A 17,372-nucleotide genomic window follows, 5' to 3' on the forward strand; every position below is an offset into this window, starting at 1 on the left:
TACGCATCTGAGGTGCAGAGAAAGCGAATACCCACCATGGACCTCGGCGTGCGCTGGAAGCTGCACGGTGACGGGCGCACGCCCGCACCCGGAGCGGTCGTCCGCCCCGACGAACGGCTCTCGTGGCCACGGACGGCGGGCCTCGGCGCCCAGCATGTGGTGGCGATGTTCGGGGCGTCCTTCGTCGCGCCGGTGCTGATGGGCCTGGACCCGAACCTCGCGATCATGATGTCGGGCGTCTCGACGGTGATCTTCCTGCTCGCGACCCGCGGCCGGGTGCCCAGCTATCTGGGCTGTTCGCTCTCCTTCGTGGGCGTCGCCGCGGTGATCCGCGCGCAGGGCGGTTCCAGCGCGACCGTGACCGGCGCCGTGTTCGTCGTGGGCGTCGCCCTGTTCCTGGTCGGCCTCGCGGTGCGGCGGTTCGGGGCGCGGATCATCCATGCCGCGATGCCGCCGGTCGTCACGGGCGCGGTCGTCATGCTGATCGGCTTCAACCTGGCCCCGGTCACCGCCGCCACCTACTGGCCGCAGGACCAGTGGACGGCGCTGCTCGTGATGCTGTTCACCGGTCTGGCGGTGGTCTGCCTGCGCGGTTTCTGGTCACGGATCGCGATCTTCCTCGGCCTGGTCCTCGGCTACGGGATCTCGTGGCTCTTCGACCTGGTCCTCGGCCGGATCCACGCGGCCGACGCGAGCGGCAAGGTCACCGACCACTGGCGGCTCGACCTCTCCGGCGTCGGCTCGGCGGACTGGATCGGGCTGCCGCACTTCCACGGCCCGTCCTTCGAGTGGTCGGCGATCCTCGTGGCCCTGCCCGTGGTCATCGCGCTCGTCGCCGAGAACGCGGGCCATGTGAAGGCCGTCGGCGAGATGACCGGCGACTCGCTGGACGACGAGCTGGGCACCGCGATCTCGGCGGACGGGGTCGGCTCCATGCTCTCCACCGCAGTGGGCGGCCCGCCCAACACCACGTACTCCGAGAACATCGGCGTCATGGCCGCGACCCGCGTCTACTCCACGGCCGCCTACTGGGCCGCAGCCGGCTTCGCGCTGCTCTTCGGCCTCTGCCCGAAGTTCGGCGCGGTCGTGGCGGCCGTCCCGGGCGGGGTGCTCGGCGGGATCACCGTCATCCTGTACGGCATGATCGGCCTGCTCGGCGCGCAGATCTGGCTCAACGCCGGGGTGGACCTGCGCAATCCGCTGAACCTGGTACCGGCCGCGGCGGGCATCATCATCGGCGTCGGCGACGTCACGATGAAGTTCACCGACACCTTCTCGCTGAGCGGTATCGCGCTCGGCACCCTCGTCGTCATCACCGGCTACCACGCGCTGCGGGCGATGGCCCCCGCGCACCTGAAGTCACAGGAACCGCTGCTGGACGAGGGCACGTCCTCGTACGCCTCCGAGGGTGCGACCGAAGGTGACTCCGCGGGTGACCCCAGCGGCGGCCCGGCGAACGGTCAGCGCGCCAAGTCGTAGGCGTAGTCCGGCGTGAACGTCCCCGGCGTACCCCGGCAGCCGTCGGACTCCCCCGGCAGCTTCACCCACAGATAGGCGTCGATCCGGGCCTCCCCGGTCCGCAGGGTCGGCGCCTGTCCCAGCTTGCGGCCCGCGGGGTCGCACCACTCTCCGTCGGCCGGGGCGCCGTTGCCGTTGCGGCTGGTGTCGATGACGGCGCCCAGGCTCGCGGGGCCGCCGAGCGCGTCAAGGGTCTGGCGGACGTACGCGGCCTCCCCGTCCGTGCGGTTGAAGTTGGAGACGTTGCTGAAGATCCCGTCCGAGGAGGCGGCGGACGCGGCACCGGCCCTGCGCAGCAGCCCGGCCTGCTTCCGCGGCGGGTTCCAGTCCGAGTGGCCCGCGTCGAAGTAGACCCGTGCCTTCGGATTCGCCGCCTTCAGGACACGGCCCGCGCGGGCCAACGCGTCGAAGCGGGCCGTCCGTTCACCCTCGGAGAGACAGTCCGACTGGGCGATCGCGTCGGGCTCCAGGATCACCACGACCTCACGTGTGCCGAGACCCGCCGCGAACTTCTCGATCCACCCCTCGTACGCGCCGAGGTCGGGCGCGCCGCCCTGCGAGGCCCCGCCGCAGTCGCGGTCCGGTACCGCGTACGGGACGACGACGGGCACGCCGCCCTTCGCGGCTCCGGCCGAGGTGACCGCCCTGACGCGGGCGGTGATGTTCGACGGCGTGTAGTCCGCGAACCAGACCGCGGCGGGGTGGTCGGCTATCCGGGACTCGATGACCGGACGGCGCGGATCGTCGGGGTTGGCCCGGACCCAGTCCAGGACCTGGGAGTCACCATGGCGGTACAGCCGCGCGGACACGGGCACGGTCCTCGGCTTCGTGGACGCGGACCCGGACGGCTGCGGGCTCGGCCTCCCCTTCGACGCGGACGCGGAGGGCGAGGGCGACGGGGAGCCGGAGGTCGTCGAGGACGAAGAGGTGGGGAGGTGGGGCAGCGGCTGCAGGAACGGTGTGCCGGACACGTCGGGGCGCGCCTCGTCGCCGCCCCGGCCGTCGTCCAGCGCGGACATCATCCCCGTCACCGTGCCGGCCGCGACGACGGCGGAGGCCAGCGCCACCATGGCGCCGCGCCGGACGGCGCGGCGGCGCTCCGCCCGGCGGACGGCCAGGCGCTCGGCACGTCGGACTGACACGTGGTGCTCCCCCTCCTCCGGGCCCCGCGTAATCCCCCGTTCTGGGGAAGCGTCCGGCCCGGCGGCCCTCGGCACACCCTAGGCCTGGGACGCTGCCCCCATGGTGCGGTTGGAACGCTTCGCGCAAGACACGGTTCTCGTCCACAGCCTCGACGCGGTGGTACGCCGCATGCGTGCGCTCGACGCGCTCTGGCCGGAGCGTGACGGTGTCGCGGTCTTCAACCGTGTGTACCTCGCCGTCACCGAGGAGGTGTCCAGACGCCTGGACGCGGGGCACTTCAGCGACGCGCGGGCCGCGATCACGCTGGACGTGCGGTTCGCGGAGCGGTACCTCGGGGCGGTCGAGGCGGTGGCGGACGACCGTCGGCCGCCCGCCTGCTGGCAGCCGCTGTTCCAGTTGCGGGGGCATCCGGGGGTACGTCCGCTGCAGTTCGCCCTCGCCGGTATCAATGCGCACATCGGGCACGATCTCGCGCTCGCGGTGGTGGACGCCTGTCGTACGCTCGGCTGCGGACCAGCGGAGCTGGAGGACGAGTTCGACCGGGTGGGCGATGTCCTGGTCGCGCTGGAGGAGCGGATCCGGGAGGATCTGATGCCGGGGCCCGACCTCCTGCAGATCGCTGATCCGCTGACGCACCTGCTGGGGGCGTGGAGTCTGGAGCGGGCCCGGGACGCGGCGTGGTCCGCCGCGCGGGCCGTCTGGGCCCTGCGGGAACTCCCCGACCTGGCCGGGGAGTTCGTCGACCGGCTCGACGCGGGGGTCGGCCTGGTGGGCCGCTGTCTACTCACCCCGCTGGGAACACCACAGCACGCTGCGCTGCCCGGCCGGTAAGTCGCGTGCGGGCCGGACCGGGCAGCGCCACGCACCCCCGTAAGGGGCGTCCTCAGTCCTCCGGGAGTTCCAGCGGGGCTATGTCGTCGTAGACGTCACCGGGACCGGGGTTCACCGGGTCGCTCTCGCCACCGAAGTGGTGCATGACGCCCCACACCGCGTTGAGCGCCGTCTGCACCGCGCCCTCCGCCCACCCGGCCGTCCAGGAGATGTCGTCGCCCGCGAGGAAGATACCCCGCTTGTCCGCAGGCAGCCGATCCTGCATGAAGTGCGTGAACAGGCGCCGCTGATAACGGTAGTGACCAGGCAGGTTCGCCTTGAACGCCCCCATGAAGTACGGCTCGTTCTCCCAGGACACAGTGACCGGGTTGCCGATGACGTGCTTCCTGATGTCGACCTTCGGGTAGATCTCGCCGAGCGACTTCAGCATCACCTCCATCCGCTCGTTCGCGGACAGCGGCAACCACTTCAGGCTGTCGTCGCACCAGGTGTACGAGAGGCAGATGACGGCCGGCCTGTCCGGGCCGTTGTCGAGAAGGTAGGTACCGCGCGTCATGCGGTCCGTGAGCGTCATCGACATGACGTCCCGCCCCGTAGGACGTCCCCTGTCGTCGGCGGCCTTGTCGAGCCAGAACGGCCGGTCGACCGGCACGAACAGCTTGGAGCTCTCCATGTAGTGGGTGCGCTCGATCGCCGTCCAGTGGTCGATCGGGAACAGCGCGTCGTCGCAGGCCACCTTGGAGAGCAGCATCCAGGACTGCGCGGTGAAGATCGCCGCCCGGTACGTACGGATGTCACCGGAGGCATCGGTCACGGTGATCCGGTTGCCCGCGGTGCGGTTCAGCCGGATCACGGCCGGCCGGGGCTCCCCGCCGTGCAGCGTGGCCAGCGAGGTCCCGTACGGCCAGTGCACGATCTTCTCGGGCTCACGCTCCCACAGGCGCACCGGGAGTTGCTGGCTGCCGCCGACGATGCCGCGGTGGTGGTCGTCGGCCTCGGTGTAGACGACGCGCAGGATCTCCAGGATGGAGTTCGGGAAGTCGGTGTCCCAGCCGCCCGTGCCGAAGCCGACCTGCCCGAAGATCTCGCGGTGCCGGAAGGACTTGAACGCCGCGGAGTCGCAGAGGAATCCGTAGAAGGTCTGGTTGTCGAGCTTCTCGACGAGCTTCGCCCAGATCTCCCGGATGCGGGGGACGTCGCGCTCGCGCATCGCCCGGTTCATGTCGCGGAAGTCGGCGCCCTCCTCCAGGCAGGCGTTCCAGGCGGCCGCCACGTCCCGGTAGACCTGCGGCAGGTCGGCGAGCGTCTCGGCGTAGTGGGACTCGCCCTTGAGGTCGACGACGGTCGAGGGCGTGGTCTCGGAGAGCGGGTTGGGGAACGGCTCGGTCCGCAGCCCCACCAGGTCGATGTAGTGCTGGAGCGCCGTGGAGGACGGCGGAAAGCGCATCGCGCCCATCTCGGCGGTGAGGGAGGGGTCGCAGCCCTCGAACCCGACCGTCCGCAGCCGCCCGCCGATCCTGTCCGCCTCGTACACGACGGGCTTGAGGCCCATCTTCATCAGCTCGTACGCGGCCACGATGCCGGAGAGGCCGCCGCCGATGACCGCCACCTCGGCGCCGAGCTCGGTCGCGGGTATCCGGCCGAGGCCCGCGGGGTGCGCAAGGAAGTCGTCGTACGCGTACGGGAAGTCCGGGCCGAACATGGTGATCGGCGGCTGCGCGTCGGTGTGCGGGACGGCGGGGGGCACCGTGGACGTCATGGGGTACGGACTCCTTGCGCGAATGCTCGCGAACGCTTGGGGCGAGGCTGGTGGGGCTGGCGGTTCTCGTTCGGCGGGGGTGTCAGACGAGGGAGCCGTAGAGGCCGGGGCGGCGGTCCTTCAGGTACGGGTTGGCTGCGCGTGAGGCGGCGAGGAACGCGGGGTCCACGTCGCCGAGGACCAGTTCCTCGGTGCGGCCCGCCCTGGCCCGGGCGCCGCCGTCGGGCCCTGCCAGGGTGGAGAGCCCGACGAACTCGAACTCCCCTTCCGTGCCGACCCTGTTGACGTACGCGACGTACATCTGGTTCTCGAAGGCCCGCACGGGCACGACGGACTCGGCGACGAACTGGAACGGGTGCATCTGCGCCGTGGGAACCGCGAGCAGATCGGTGCCGGCGAGGGCGTGCGCGCGGACGTTCTCCGGGAACTCCACGTCGTAGCAGATCATGAGCCCGACGCGGAGACCGTCCAGCTCGGCCTGGACGACCGGCTCGTCTCCGGGGGTGAACCACTCCTGCTCGAAGCAGCCGAAGAGGTGTGTCTTGCGGTAGTTCGCGAGGCGCGTGCCGTCGGGGGCGATCAGCTGGGCCGAGTTGAAGACGAGGTCCGAAGCGCGCTCCGGGTAACCGTAGACGACGGCCACACCGTGTCGGCCGGCGATCTCGGCGATCTCGTCCGCGGAGTCCCCGTCGGCGGGCTCGGCGAGCCGGTGCGCATCGGCGCCGATCGCGTAGCCGGTGAGGAACAGCTCCGGGGTGATCAGCAGCCCGGCACCCGCGTCGGCGGCACGGCCGGCGGCCTCGTCGAGGACCCTGAGGTTCCCGACGACGGATCCGGGGCGGCCGGAGCTCTGGAGCAGGGCGGTGCGCATGCGTGTTCCTCACCGGACGGAAGGGGTGTGGGGGCCGGACTGGCGGCCAGATCGACGGTACGGGCGGGGGTTCGCGGGGACAAGGAGGAGCCGTTGCGCGCTGGTGCGCGAATCGTTGCGTCCATCGGCACTCCGGCGGCGATTCATTGCGTGCTCCGGCCCGGAAAGCTCTCATCCTGTGGGTGGCAGGAGGACCGCCGTGCTGGGCGCGGCCCTGCTCCTCACCGCCGGACTCGCCGGATCCGCCACCGCGTTCGCCCCGGCGTCCGGCCCGGGAGACAGGCCGGCCCCCAGAACTCCCTCCGGGGCTGCGTCCGGCGGGACCGCGCGCGAGGCCGCCTCCCTCACCGGCAGCGCGAAGCTGTACCGGTCCGCCGGTGACGACATCACGTTCTCCTTCGACGCGCATCTGGCGGCGAAGGACAACGACGACCCGCTGAGGGCGACAGGCACCTTCCGATGGAGCCACTACGCCGACGGCGACGGCGCCTGGGGGCAGGCCGAGGTGGACTGCCTGCTCACCGGCGGCCGGGTGGCGGTCGTCTCCGGTATGGTCACCGACTCCGACCTGCCGGGTGCGAAGGGCAAACGGGTCGGCATCACCGTCCACGACACCGGACGGCACTACCGGCTCGGCTACAGCTGGGCCGCCACGGGCAGCCCCGTCGAGACCGAGAGGCTGCCCAGGTGCGTGGGCTCCGCGCCCTTCGGAAGGTGAAGAGGGGCACGGGCGACTTCACGGTCGTGCCGTGGCTTCCACCGTTCTGGCCGCGTTCCTCCCGACGGCGACGATCAGCGCCGTGAGGAGGTAGGAGACCGCCGACAGCGCGAAGGCGGTGGCGTGCGAGGTCGCAGACCCGACCACCGCGTAGGCGCCGAACACGGCGACGGTGGCCAGGTCGGTGCCCACCCCGGCGACGGAGGTCAGGGTGGCCCGGCCGGTTCCTTCGATGCTCTCCTGGAGCCGGGCGTCGGCCAGGACGCTCGCCAGCTGGAACCCGCAGAAGGCGAGGGCGACCAGGCCGATCCCGGCCGGGGTCCGCGCCCCCGCGCCCACCGCGAGCCCCAGCGCGGAGCCCGCCAGGATCCCGGCGAACCCGCCCCTGCCCAGCCGCTGTGCCGGACCGGCCAGCAGCCCGCCGACCGTCGCTCCCGCCCAGATCAGCAACAGCCAGTGCGACACGGCGTTCTCGGCCACCCCCGTGTCCCGGACGAGCAGTGGCGTGTACTCGTCGAGCGCGCCCCACACCGCGGTGACGGCCGGTACGAGCAGCAGGGCGGCGCGTACGGACCGGTCCCCCCGGGCCTCGGCGAGCCCGGCCCGCAGCGGCCCGACCCACCCCTCGCCGGACTTGGCCCCGGGGTCCGCTGCCCGGTGCTCGGGGAACCGTGTCGCGACGGCGGCCGTCAGCAGACAGGCCAGCACACTGGCGGCACCGACGACCGGATAGCCACCGAACGCGAAGACCGGTCCGGCCAGGCCCATCGCCGCCATCACGCCCACCAGCCCCGCCGCACGGGCCCGGCCCATGACATGTCCGTAGCGGTCGGCCGCATCGAGCCGGTCGAGCTCCTCGTACACCAGCGCCTCCAGCGCGCCGGAACCGAGCGCCCCTTTGACACCCCAGAGCACAAACCCGAGGGCGAACGCCCAGTACGAGGGCACGAGCACCCAGAGCGTGAATCCGGCGGCGGTGAGCAGCGGCCCGACCCACAGGAGCAACCGCCGTGAGACGGCGTCGGCCCAGGCGCCGGACGGTATCTCCAGCACGACGCCGGTGAAGGACCAGAGGGCGAAGAGCGAGGAGATCTGCCAGACCGTGAGCCCGCTGTCGGCGAACAGCAGCGCGTACACCGGATAGAGCAGGACGAAGTCGTCGAGGAACGCGTAGCCGTACAGCGTGGCCGTCAGCCGCCGCGCGGAAGAGAGTGTCATGGGGCCTTCCCGAAAGAACCGCGAAAGTTCGGACACCGAAACCACGGCATCCGAGGCGGCCCTCGGGAGGCACAACGTCTAACTCAATGTCGCCAAATCACACCCCAATGCTACCCCGCCAGCTTCCAGGGGCGCGGGGAACAGCGCAATCTTTCGCCTCTGGGGGCGCGGAGAACGGCGCAGTCTTTCGCTTCTCAGGGGCGCGGGGAACGGCGCAATCTTCTGCCTTTGGGGGCGCGGGGAACGGCGCAATCTTTCGCTTCTCAGGGGCGGGGAACGGCGCGACAAGCCCCACCGGCCCCGCGGCCGAACACCCCCCGCCCACCGCGGAGCGCTACGTCGGCACCCCAGAAGAAAACCTCCGCAACAACGGCGAAAGCACGAGCACGGACTTCGTCCGCTCAACGAACGACTCCCCCGCGATCCGCTCCAGCACCCGCTCGAAATGCCGCATGTCAGAGGCGAACACCTGCACCACCGCATCCGCCTCCCCCGTGACGGTGGAAGCGGCCACCACCTCCTGATACCGCTCAAGCCCTCGCTGAATCGTCTCCGGCGAGGTGTTCCGGCGGCAGTAGATCTCGACGAACCCCTCGGTCTTCCAACCGAGCGCCGCAGGGTCCACCCGCACGGTGAACCCGGTGATGGCCCCGCTGGACCGCAGCCGGTCCACCCGCCGCTTCACGGCGGGCGCGGACAGCCCGACCTCCTGCCCGATGTCGGCGTAGGAGCGCCGAGCGTCCTCGGCGAGGGCGTGCACGATACGTTCGTCGAGGTCGTTCAGCACTGCGGGCGGTTCACTTCTCTTCGCTGTTCGCACCGGCCGCACTGGTCGCACCAGTCGCTCCGGTCGCGAGAGCGACCGCCGGTAGCCGTAACTGAAGTAGAACACGACCCCGACGGCCATCCAGACTCCGAAGACGGGCATCCCGGGCTGCGTACGCCGGAGCACCACGACGGCCACGTTCACCAGCGCGGAGGCGAAGAACGTGCCGATGCTGGTCGCGTCGGCGAGCTGTCCGAGCGGGATCGCGGCGGCCAGGACACCGCAGAACCAGCGCACGACTCCCGTGATGCGGCAACCATGCGCGTGTCCGCAAGATCGTTGCGTACTTCCGGGGGCGCGGGGAACGGCGCAACCTTTTGCCTTTCAGGGGCGCGGGGAACGGCGCGACCTTCTGCCTTTCAGGGGCGCGGGGAACGGCGCGACCAGCCACGGTCACGCCGCCCGTAGCCACCCAGCCCCGCCGGCGGAGCCCTCAGCTCCAGCTGGCGTGCAGAGGCTGACCCTCCGCATACCCCGCGGCACTCTGCACACCGACAACAGCCCGCTCCGCGAACTCCGCAAGAGAGTTGGCACCGGCATACGTGCACGAGGACCGCACGCCCGCGATGATCGAGTCGACCAGGTCCTCGACCCCCGGCCGGGACGGGTCGAGGAACATCCGGGACGTCGAGATGCCCTCCTCGAACAGCGCCTTGCGGGCCCGGTCGTACGCCGACTCCTCCGACGTACGGTTGCGCACCGCGCGCGCGGACGCCATGCCGAACGACTCCTTGTACAGACGTCCGTCGGCGTCCTGCTGGAGGTCGCCCGGCGACTCGTACGTACCGGCGAACCACGAGCCGACCATCACGTTCGACGCGCCCGCTGCCAGGGCCATGGCGACATCGCGCGGGTGCCGCACACCGCCGTCGGCCCATACGTGCTTGCCGTGCTTCCTCGCCTCGGCCGCACACTCCAGGACGGCCGAGAACTGCGGGCGGCCCACGCCGGTCATCATGCGCGTGGTGCACATGGCGCCCGGTCCGACACCGACCTTGATGATGTCCGCGCCGGCCTCGATCAGATCGCGTACGCCCTCGGCGGCGACGATGTTGCCCGCGACGATCGGCACCTGGGGGTCGAGTCCGCGGACGGCCCGCACCGCGGAGAGCATCGACTCCTGGTGGCCGTGCGCGGTGTCCACGACGAGCGTGTCGACGCCTGCGGCGAGCAGCTGCTTGGCCTTGCCCGCGACATCGCCGTTGATACCGACGGCGGCGGCGATGCGCAGCCTGCCGTCCGCGTCGGTGGCGGGCGTGTAGAGCGTGGCGCGCAGGGCGCCCTTGCGGGTGATGATGCCGGCGAGCCGGCCGTCCTTGTCCACGGCGGGGGCGTAACGGCGGTTGGCGTGGTCGAGCTTGTCGAACGCCTTCCCCGGCTCGATGTCCGCGTCGAGCAGCAGCAGGTCACGGGACATCACCTCGGACAGCTGGGTGAAGCGGTCGACGCCGTTCAGGTCGGCGTCGGTGACCACGCCGACGGGCCTGCCCTCGCCGTCCACCACGACACCGGCGTTGTGCGCGCGCTTGGGCAGCAGGGACAGCGCGTCGGCGACGGTCTGGTGCGGGGCGAGGATGATCGGGGTGTCCAGCACGAGGTGCCGGCTCTTGACCCAGGAGACGACCTCGGTGACGACCTCGATCGGGATGTCCTGCGGGATGACGACGAGGCCGCCGCGGCGGGCCACGGTCTCGGCCATCCGGCGACCCGCGATCGCGGTCATGTTGGCGACCACCAGGGGAATCGTGGTGCCGGTGCCGTCCGGCGAAGCCAGGTCGACGCCCTGCCGCGAGCCGACCGCGGAACGGCTCGGCACCATGAAGACGTCGTCGTACGTCAGGTCGTACGCGGGCTGGATGTCGTTGAGGAAACGCACGTGCTGCACATCCCAGTCGATCAGAGGCGGCCCCCGGACAGGTCAGCCCGAGGGAGAGCACGTACTTCATTGTCCCATGTGGGGAGCCATGCACGCCCTGGGTCGATCATCCAGGCTGGTCAGGGGCCCATTGGTGGGATCCTCCCAGACCCTGGTGGCCCCGGCCCCCTAGGTCCCCAGGGCCAGCGCCACGGTGAGCGCCGGGGTGCGGTCGGCCGCCTGGGCGAAGACGTCCTCGGCGATCTGCCACTCGTCGGGCCGCGTGCGCGCGTACGCCCGCCAGCCGGTGACGACGACCAGCAGTCGCCGTTCGCCGACGGTCGCGGGCCACACGGACGGATCGGCGAGGCTGTCGGCGAGCGCGTCCCAGTTCCGGCCGAACCACTCCGGCAGCTCCAGAGCGCGTACGCAGCGCTCCATCAGGCCCGCCTTGTCCCCGACCCCGTCGAGGTCCAGGGTGACCACGTGGCGGCCCGGCAGATCGCGTCCCGGCTCGTCGTGCGTCATCTCAGCACCGCCCTGAACGAGTTGTAGTGATCATCGGTGTAGGGGACGGACCGGAGCAGCATGTCGTCGATGCTGCCACGGCCGTCCCCAGCCGGCGCGCTGCCGGACAGCAGGTGGATCACGACGGATCCCGGTGTACCGCGGTGAGCCTGGGCGGATCCCGGTGTACCGAGCCGGCTCAGAGCCCGTCGGGGTCCGCCCGGTCCAGGGCCGGACGCGGTGTCGGACCCGTCGTCATCAGGGCGTCCGCGGCCGCCGTGTCCGTCACCAGGCTGGTGACGAGGCCGGACCGCAGCACCGCGTCGATGGCACCCGACTTGCGCTGTCCGCCGGCGATCGCGACGACCTCGGGGATCCGCCGCAGCCGGTCGGCCTCGACGGTGATGCACCGCTCCCCCAGGTCCCGCCCGACTCGGCGGCCCTCGACGTCGAAGAGGTGCGCGGACATCTCGGCCTCGACCCCGAGGGACGCGTAGTGGGAGCGCTCCTCCTCGGTGAGCATGTCGTGCACCGTCGAGATCCCGGCCTCCCAGGACCCGATGGACACACAGGCCACGGTGACCTTGTCGAAGTACTCGAAGGCCCGCGCGATCCCCGTCTGGCTGCGCAGCGCCGCCGCGGTGGCCACGTCCGGCAGGAGCATGGGCGCGTAGATGGGGTGGGCGTCGCCGCCGGAGACCTGGGCGGCCCGGCGGACGGCCTCGACCGAGCCGCGCTCGGCCGTTCCGGCGTCGTAGACACCCGTCAACTGCACCACCGTGCACGGCGGCAGCCGGTCGAGCGCCGCCGCCATGTGGATGGTGGAGCGGCCCCAGGCGAGACCGAGCACATCGCCCTCGGCGACCAGCTCACCGAGCAGGTCGGCGGCCACCTCGCCGAGGTTCTCCGGATCGGGCGACTCCACGGCCTCGGCCGGGGACTCCACGACCACGGCATGCCGCAGACCGTAGCGGGCGCGCAGCGCGTCGGAGCGCTCCGCGTCCAGCTCCGCGGGGACACGGATCTCGATCCTCACGAGATCCCGTTCGAGGGCGGTTTCCAGGACCCGGGCCACCTTGAAGCGGCTGACGCCGAACTCCTCGGCGATCTGGATCTTGGACTTGCCCTCTAGGTAGAAGCGGCGGGCCATGGCCGCCGCCTGCACCAGCTCAGCGGGTCCCATCCGCATGGCTGACCGGCCCGCCGACATACCCGACACGGCGATCTCCTCACTGCTGTTCACACTCTGGATTCGCCGTTCATCCTTGCAGATCCGGCGTACTCGATCAGCCCTGAGGGGCGGCGTTCACGTTCCCTTGGCTCAGTGGCCGCATGCCCATGCTGCCTGGGCCGTCGCCTCCTCGGCCTGCGTGCGCAGTGCACGTACCGCCTGGGCGGGGTCGGCTGCCCCGTAGACGGCCGAGCCGGCGACGAAGACGTCGGCTCCCGCCTCGGCGCAGCGCTCGATGGTGGAGGCGGAGACCCCGCCGTCGACCTGCAGCCACAGTTCGAGACCGTGCTTGTTGATCAACTCGCGGGTACGGCGGATCTTCGGAAGCATGATGTCGAGAAACGCCTGGCCCCCGAAGCCCGGCTCGACGGTCATGATCAGCAGCATGTCGAGCTCGGGCAGCAGATCCTCGTACGGCTCGATGGGAGTCGCGGGCCTCAGCGCCATGGAGGCACGGGCGCCCTTGGCGCGGATCTCGCGGGCCAGCCGCACGGGTGCCGCGGCGGCCTCGACGTGGAAGGTGACGGAACCGGCACCCGCTTCTACGTACTGGGGCGCCCACCGATCGGCGTCCTCGATCATCAGATGGCAGTCCAGCGGGGTGTCCGTCGCACGTGCCAGTGACTCTACGACCGGAACGCCGAGCGTGAGGTTGGGGACGAAATGGTTGTCCATCACGTCGACATGCAGCCAGTCGGCCCCTTCCACCGCCTTTGCCTCCTCGGCAAGGCGGGCGAAGTCGGCGGAGAGGATGCTGGGACTGATCTGCGCGGCCATGCCACAAGCCTGCCATGCCCGGAGCCGGTTGCCTCCCCGGTCCCGACCCGGACCGGTCGGTATGTACCAACTCGTTCCGGCCGGGGGGCTGCACCGGCCGGACAGCCCATGCCATCCTTGTCGGCCCACCGGCTCCACGAGCGGCTACGGGGAGGGCCATGACGGACGCGCAGGGAACACGGGAACCTCAGGGACCTCAGAACTCTCAGGGGTCTCAAAACTCGCAGGGGTCGCAGGGGTCGCAGGGGTCGCAGGGGTCTCGGGGAAAACAGCGGCGGGGTATCGGCCGGCTGGTCTGCGGTCGGCGGTCCAAGTGGCTCGTGGTGGGACTGTGGCTGGTGCTGCTCGTGCTCACGGCACCGTTCGCCCAGAAACTCTCCGACGCCCAGGACAACGACGCGGCCTCCTGGCTGCCCGGTTCCGCCGAGTCCACCCAAGTCCTCCAGGCATCCGAGGACTTCCGGCCGGAACAGCTCCCCGCGATCGTCGTGTACGCCCGCGCCGACGGCCTCACCGCCCAGGACCGGGCACGGATCGACGAGGACGTACGAGAACTCGGGGAACTGCGCGCGCACGGCCTCCGGGGCGCGGAGACCCGTGGCCCCGTGTTCGACCGGAAGACGGCACCGCGGGCGGCCCAGGTCTCCGTGCCGATCACGATGGACGAGAAGGGCTGGGAGCGTATCGTGCCCGCGGTCGACGCCATCCGTGCGGACGTCGGCAGGGGCGGGGACGGACTCGCCGTGCACATCACGGGCCCGGGCGGTACGTCCGCCGACTTCTCCGAGGCCTTCGAGGGCATCGACTCCACGTTGCTGTTCTCGGCGATGGGCGTCGTCATCGTGATGCTGCTGCTCACCTACCGCAGCCCGACCCTGCTGCTGGTCCCGCTGATCGGTGTGGTCGCCGCGCTGTTCACCGCGCAGGCGCTGGTCTATCTGCTCGCGGAGCACGCGGGACTGACCGTGAACGGGCAGAGCGCGGGCATCCTCACGGTGCTCGTCTTCGGCGCGGGGACGGACTACGCCCTGCTCCTGGTGGCCCGCTACCGGGAGGAGCTGCGCCGCCACGAGGACCGCCACGAGGCCATGGCGCTGGCCCTGCACCGGGCGGGTCCGGCCGTCGTCGCGTCGGGCGCCACCGTCGTCCTGAGCATGCTGGTGCTGCTCGCCGCCGAGATGAACTCGACGCGCGGTCTGGGCCCGGTCGCCGCCGTCGGCGTCGCCGTGGCACTGGTCGCGATGCTGACGCTCTTCCCGGCCCTGCTGGTGATCTGCGGCCGCTGGATCTTCTGGCCGGTGGTCCCGCACTTCGGCTCCGAGGACCCGACCGAGCGCGGTGTCTGGGCACGGATGGGCAACCGCTTCTCACACCGCCCGCGGCTGGTTTGGGTCATCACGGCGGCGGCGCTCGCGCTGCTGTCGCTCGGCCTCGTCCAGCTGCGCGCGGAGGGCATCAGCAACGCCGACTCCTTCACCGACAAACCCGACTCCATCGTCGGCCAGGAGGTGTCCGCGCGCTACTTCCCGGCGGGCAGCGGCGATCCGCTCGTCGTCATCAGCGACCGCGAACAGGCCGAGGTGGTCGGGCGGGCGGTCGCGGACACCCGCGGTGTCGTACCGGAGTCACTGGGCCTGCCGCCCGGCACGAAGGCGGAGTTCGAGGGCAAGGTCCTGTTGGAGGCGACCATGACCGCCCCGGCGGACAGCGAGGCCGCGAAACAGACGGTGGAGCGGGTACGGGACGCCGTGCACGCGGTACCGGACGCGGACGCCCGGGTGGGCGGCGGTACGGCGGCTCTGCTGGACATGGACCGGGCGACGAGCCACGACAACATCCTGATCATCCCGCTGGTGCTGCTCGTGGTTCTGCTGATCCTCTGCGCCCTGCTCCGCGCTTTGATCGCCCCCCTGCTCCTGATCGGCACGGTGGTGCTGTCCTTCGCCGCCGCGCTGGGGATCAGCGCGCTCGCGTTCCGGCACTTCTTCGCCTACGCGGGCGAGTCGACGGACTTCCCGCTGTTCGTCTTCGTCTTCCTGGTGGCGCTGGGCATCGACTACAACATCTTCCTGACCACCCGCATCCGCGAGGAGGCCGCCCGCCAGGGCACACGCCCCGGCGTGGTCACGGGCCTCGCCGCCACCGGCGCGGTCATCACGTCGGCGGGCCTGGTCCTGGCGGGCACGTTCGCCGCCCTGGGGACGCTGCCGATGGTCGCCTTCGCCGAGATCGGTTTCACGGTCGCCCTCGGCGTACTGCTCGACACGTTCATCGTGCGCTCCGTCCTCGTGACGTCCCTGTTCCTGGACGTGGGACCGAAGATCTGGTGGCCGAGCCGGCCGGGCGGCCCGTCGGAGTGACCGAACCGGCCCGGAGCAGCCTCGGTGGAGGCCGGTCCGGCGGGAGTGGGCCGCCGGTCCGGGCCAGCCGGTCCGGGTCAGCCGGTCCGGGCCAGCCGGTCCGGGCCAGCCGGTCCGGGTCAGCCGGTGCGGCGGATCAACGCCAGATACATGGCGTCCGTCCCGTGCACATGCGGCCACAGCTGGACGTCCGGGCCCTCACCCAGGGCCGGGACGTCCGGGAAGAGCGGGCGGGCGTCGATGAGCTCGGCGTCCTTCTCCTTGAGTACGTCGTTGACCACGGCCCGGGTCTCGGCGAGGTGCGGCGAGCAGGTGGCGTACCCGACGACACCGCCGATCCGCACCGAGTCCAGAGCGGTGCGCAACAGCCCACGCTGCAGCGGCGCGAACCCGTCCAGGTCCGCGGGCCGGCGCCGCCAGCGGGCCTCGGGCCGCCGCCGCAGGGCGCCGAGCCCCGTGCAGGGCACGTCCATCAGTACGCGGTCGAAGGTCCCCGGGCGCCACGGCGGGCGGGTCCCGTCCGCGGCGACGACCTGGTACGGCCCGGGGTTTCCGGCGAGTGCCTTCGCGACCAGTTTGGCCCGGTGCGGCTGCTTCTCGGAGGCGAGCAGCACGGCCCCTCGCTCGGCGGCGAGCCCGGCGAGCATGGCCGCCTTGCCGCCCGGTCCCGCGCATCCGTCGAGCCATGCCCTGTCGGGTCCGTCGAGGGGCGCGTTCGCGAGAGCGATCGCCACAAGCTGGCTGCCCTCGTCCTGGACGCCGGCCCGTCCTTCGCGTACGGCGTCGATGGCGCCCGGCTCCCCGCCCTCGGACAGCCGCACCGCGTACGGCGACCAGCGCCCCGGCAGCGCGGTCTCCTCGTCGAGCTCGCCGAGGATGTCGGCGGCGGTCGCGCGGCCGGGCCTGGCGACCAGGGTGACCTCGGGCCGTTCGTTGTCGGCCTCCAGCAGATCCTCGATACCTGCGCGCCCGCCGCCCAGCGAGTCCCACAGGGCCGAGACGATCCACCGCGGATGCGAGTGCACGACCGCGAGATGGTCCTCGGCGTCCTCCTCGTAGGGCGGTGCGACCTGCTCGATCCAGGCGTCCAGCTCCTGCCGGGAGATCTTGCGGAGCACGGCGTTGACGAACTTCGCCCGCCCGTCGCCGAGCACGATCCGCGCGAGGTCGACGGTCGCGGACACGGCGGCATGCGTCGGGATACGCGTCCCGAGCAATTGATGCGCGCCCAGGTTCAGCACGTCCAGGACCGGCGGGTCGACCTCGCGCAGCGGCCGGTCGACGCACGCGGCGATGACGGCGTCGTACGTCCCCTGCCTGCGCAGTGTCCCGTACACCAGCTCCGTCGCCAGTGCCGCGTCCCGCCCGTCGAAGTCGCCCTGCTCCCGCGCCTTCCGCAGGAGGGGCGGCAGCACGAGATTCGCATACGCGTCCCTCTCGTCCACCGCCCGCAGAGCATCGAAGGCAAGCATCCGCACGGGGTCCTTCTTAGGACGGCGATAGGGCTTGCCCTGCTGACGGGGCCGACGAGTCTGCTCACTCACGAAAAAGGTGCTCCGGCTCAGTGGAAGAGATACCCCCACAGCGTACGCCGCCCCTTCAGGGGCACGGAGAACCGCACACCTCCAGGCCTTCTCGGGGGCACGGGGGACTGCGCGACGCGCGGACGAGCGGGGCCGCACCCACAGACACGGGTTCCGGCACCTCCCTCAGGGGCGCGGGGAACTGCGCGACTCCCACAGCAGCAGAGCCCCACAC

General features: G+C 71.4%; 14 protein-coding genes and 1 pseudogene. 4 read left to right on the plus strand and 11 right to left on the minus strand.

Going from position 1 to position 17,372, the window contains the following annotated elements; translation table 11 throughout:
* The first annotated feature begins 36 nt into the window (after window positions 1–36).
* On the plus strand, window positions 37–1,479 hold the full coding sequence (locus ACIOKD_RS09930; protein ID WP_402081685.1) for a uracil-xanthine permease family protein: 1,443 nt from the start codon (window positions 37–39) through the stop codon (window positions 1,477–1,479).
* Here ACIOKD_RS09930 and ACIOKD_RS09935 read toward each other — a convergent pair.
* On the minus strand, window positions 1,461–2,588 hold the full coding sequence (locus ACIOKD_RS09935) for a glycoside hydrolase family 6 protein (RefSeq protein WP_402081688.1): 1,128 nt from the start codon (window positions 2,586–2,588) through the stop codon (window positions 1,461–1,463). The two genes, ACIOKD_RS09930 and ACIOKD_RS09935, sit on opposite strands and share 19 nt — an antisense overlap.
* A gap of 172 nt (window positions 2,589–2,760) precedes the next feature.
* On the opposite strand from ACIOKD_RS09935, the gene ACIOKD_RS09940 reads away from it, so the two are divergent.
* Window positions 2,761–3,492 carry a DUF5995 family protein gene (locus ACIOKD_RS09940; protein ID WP_402080768.1) on the plus strand — a complete coding sequence of 244 codons (732 nt, stop codon included), beginning with the start codon at window positions 2,761–2,763 and terminating at the stop codon, window positions 3,490–3,492.
* Window positions 3,493–3,544: 52 nt separating this feature from the next.
* Here ACIOKD_RS09940 and ACIOKD_RS09945 read toward each other — a convergent pair whose 3' ends face one another.
* Complete coding sequence (locus ACIOKD_RS09945) at window positions 3,545–5,251, minus strand: flavin monoamine oxidase family protein (protein WP_402080771.1); 1,707 nt, start codon at window positions 5,249–5,251, stop codon at window positions 3,545–3,547.
* 82 nt (window positions 5,252–5,333) lie between these two features.
* On the minus strand, window positions 5,334–6,122 hold the full coding sequence (locus tag ACIOKD_RS09950; protein ID WP_402080773.1) for a carbon-nitrogen hydrolase family protein: 789 nt from the start codon (window positions 6,120–6,122) through the stop codon (window positions 5,334–5,336).
* A 178-nt stretch (window positions 6,123–6,300) separates the two neighbouring features.
* Here ACIOKD_RS09950 and ACIOKD_RS09955 point away from each other — a divergent pair.
* Window positions 6,301–6,926, plus strand: a pseudogene (locus tag ACIOKD_RS09955) (Repetin).
* On the opposite strand, the gene ACIOKD_RS09960 reads toward ACIOKD_RS09955, so the two are convergent.
* From ACIOKD_RS09960 to rpe, 7 genes are all read right to left on the minus strand, one after another.
* Window positions 6,859–8,058, minus strand: a complete 1,200-nt coding sequence (locus ACIOKD_RS09960) for an MFS transporter (RefSeq protein ID WP_402080778.1) — start codon at window positions 8,056–8,058, stop codon at window positions 6,859–6,861. The pseudogene ACIOKD_RS09955 and the gene ACIOKD_RS09960 sit on opposite strands and share 68 nt — an antisense overlap.
* Window positions 8,059–8,392: 334 nt before the next feature.
* Window positions 8,393–8,845 (minus strand): Lrp/AsnC family transcriptional regulator, encoded by a 453-nt coding sequence (locus ACIOKD_RS09965; protein ID WP_402081690.1) that lies wholly within the window; start codon window positions 8,843–8,845, stop codon window positions 8,393–8,395.
* Window positions 8,846–9,317: 472 nt separating this feature from the next.
* Window positions 9,318–10,760 (minus strand): GuaB1 family IMP dehydrogenase-related protein, encoded by a 1,443-nt coding sequence (locus ACIOKD_RS09970; protein ID WP_402081693.1) that lies wholly within the window; start codon window positions 10,758–10,760, stop codon window positions 9,318–9,320.
* Window positions 10,761–10,928: 168 nt separating this feature from the next.
* The gene (locus ACIOKD_RS09975) at window positions 10,929–11,267 is read right to left on the minus strand and encodes a barstar family protein (RefSeq protein ID WP_402080780.1); all 339 of its coding nucleotides are present in this window, start codon (window positions 11,265–11,267) and stop codon (window positions 10,929–10,931) included.
* Window positions 11,264–11,389 carry a hypothetical protein gene (locus tag ACIOKD_RS09980; RefSeq protein ID WP_402080782.1) on the minus strand — a complete coding sequence of 42 codons (126 nt, stop codon included), beginning with the start codon at window positions 11,387–11,389 and terminating at the stop codon, window positions 11,264–11,266. The genes ACIOKD_RS09975 and ACIOKD_RS09980 overlap by 4 nt, the downstream gene beginning before the upstream one ends.
* A 56-nt stretch (window positions 11,390–11,445) precedes the next feature.
* The gene (locus ACIOKD_RS09985; protein WP_402080784.1) at window positions 11,446–12,489 is read right to left on the minus strand and encodes a sugar-binding transcriptional regulator; all 1,044 of its coding nucleotides are present in this window, start codon (window positions 12,487–12,489) and stop codon (window positions 11,446–11,448) included.
* Window positions 12,490–12,567: 78 nt separating this feature from the next.
* Entirely contained in the window at window positions 12,568–13,254 is a 687-nt protein-coding gene (gene rpe, locus ACIOKD_RS09990) for a ribulose-phosphate 3-epimerase (protein WP_402080786.1), read from the minus strand.
* Between the two features lie 320 nt (window positions 13,255–13,574).
* Here rpe and ACIOKD_RS09995 point away from each other — a divergent pair, with 320 nt between their 5' ends.
* Window positions 13,575–15,614, plus strand: coding sequence for an MMPL family transporter (locus tag ACIOKD_RS09995; RefSeq protein WP_402080789.1), 2,040 nt, complete (start codon window positions 13,575–13,577; stop codon window positions 15,612–15,614).
* A gap of 119 nt (window positions 15,615–15,733) precedes the next feature.
* On the opposite strand, the gene ACIOKD_RS10000 is transcribed toward ACIOKD_RS09995, so the two are convergent.
* Window positions 15,734–17,158 carry an RsmB/NOP family class I SAM-dependent RNA methyltransferase gene (locus tag ACIOKD_RS10000; RefSeq protein ID WP_402080791.1) on the minus strand — a complete coding sequence of 475 codons (1,425 nt, stop codon included), beginning with the start codon at window positions 17,156–17,158 and terminating at the stop codon, window positions 15,734–15,736.
* Window positions 17,159–17,372 lie beyond the last annotated feature (214 nt).

The organism is Streptomyces sp. NPDC087844, assembly GCF_044742785.1.
In the GTDB taxonomy this organism is placed as follows: domain Bacteria; phylum Actinomycetota; class Actinomycetes; order Streptomycetales; family Streptomycetaceae; genus Streptomyces.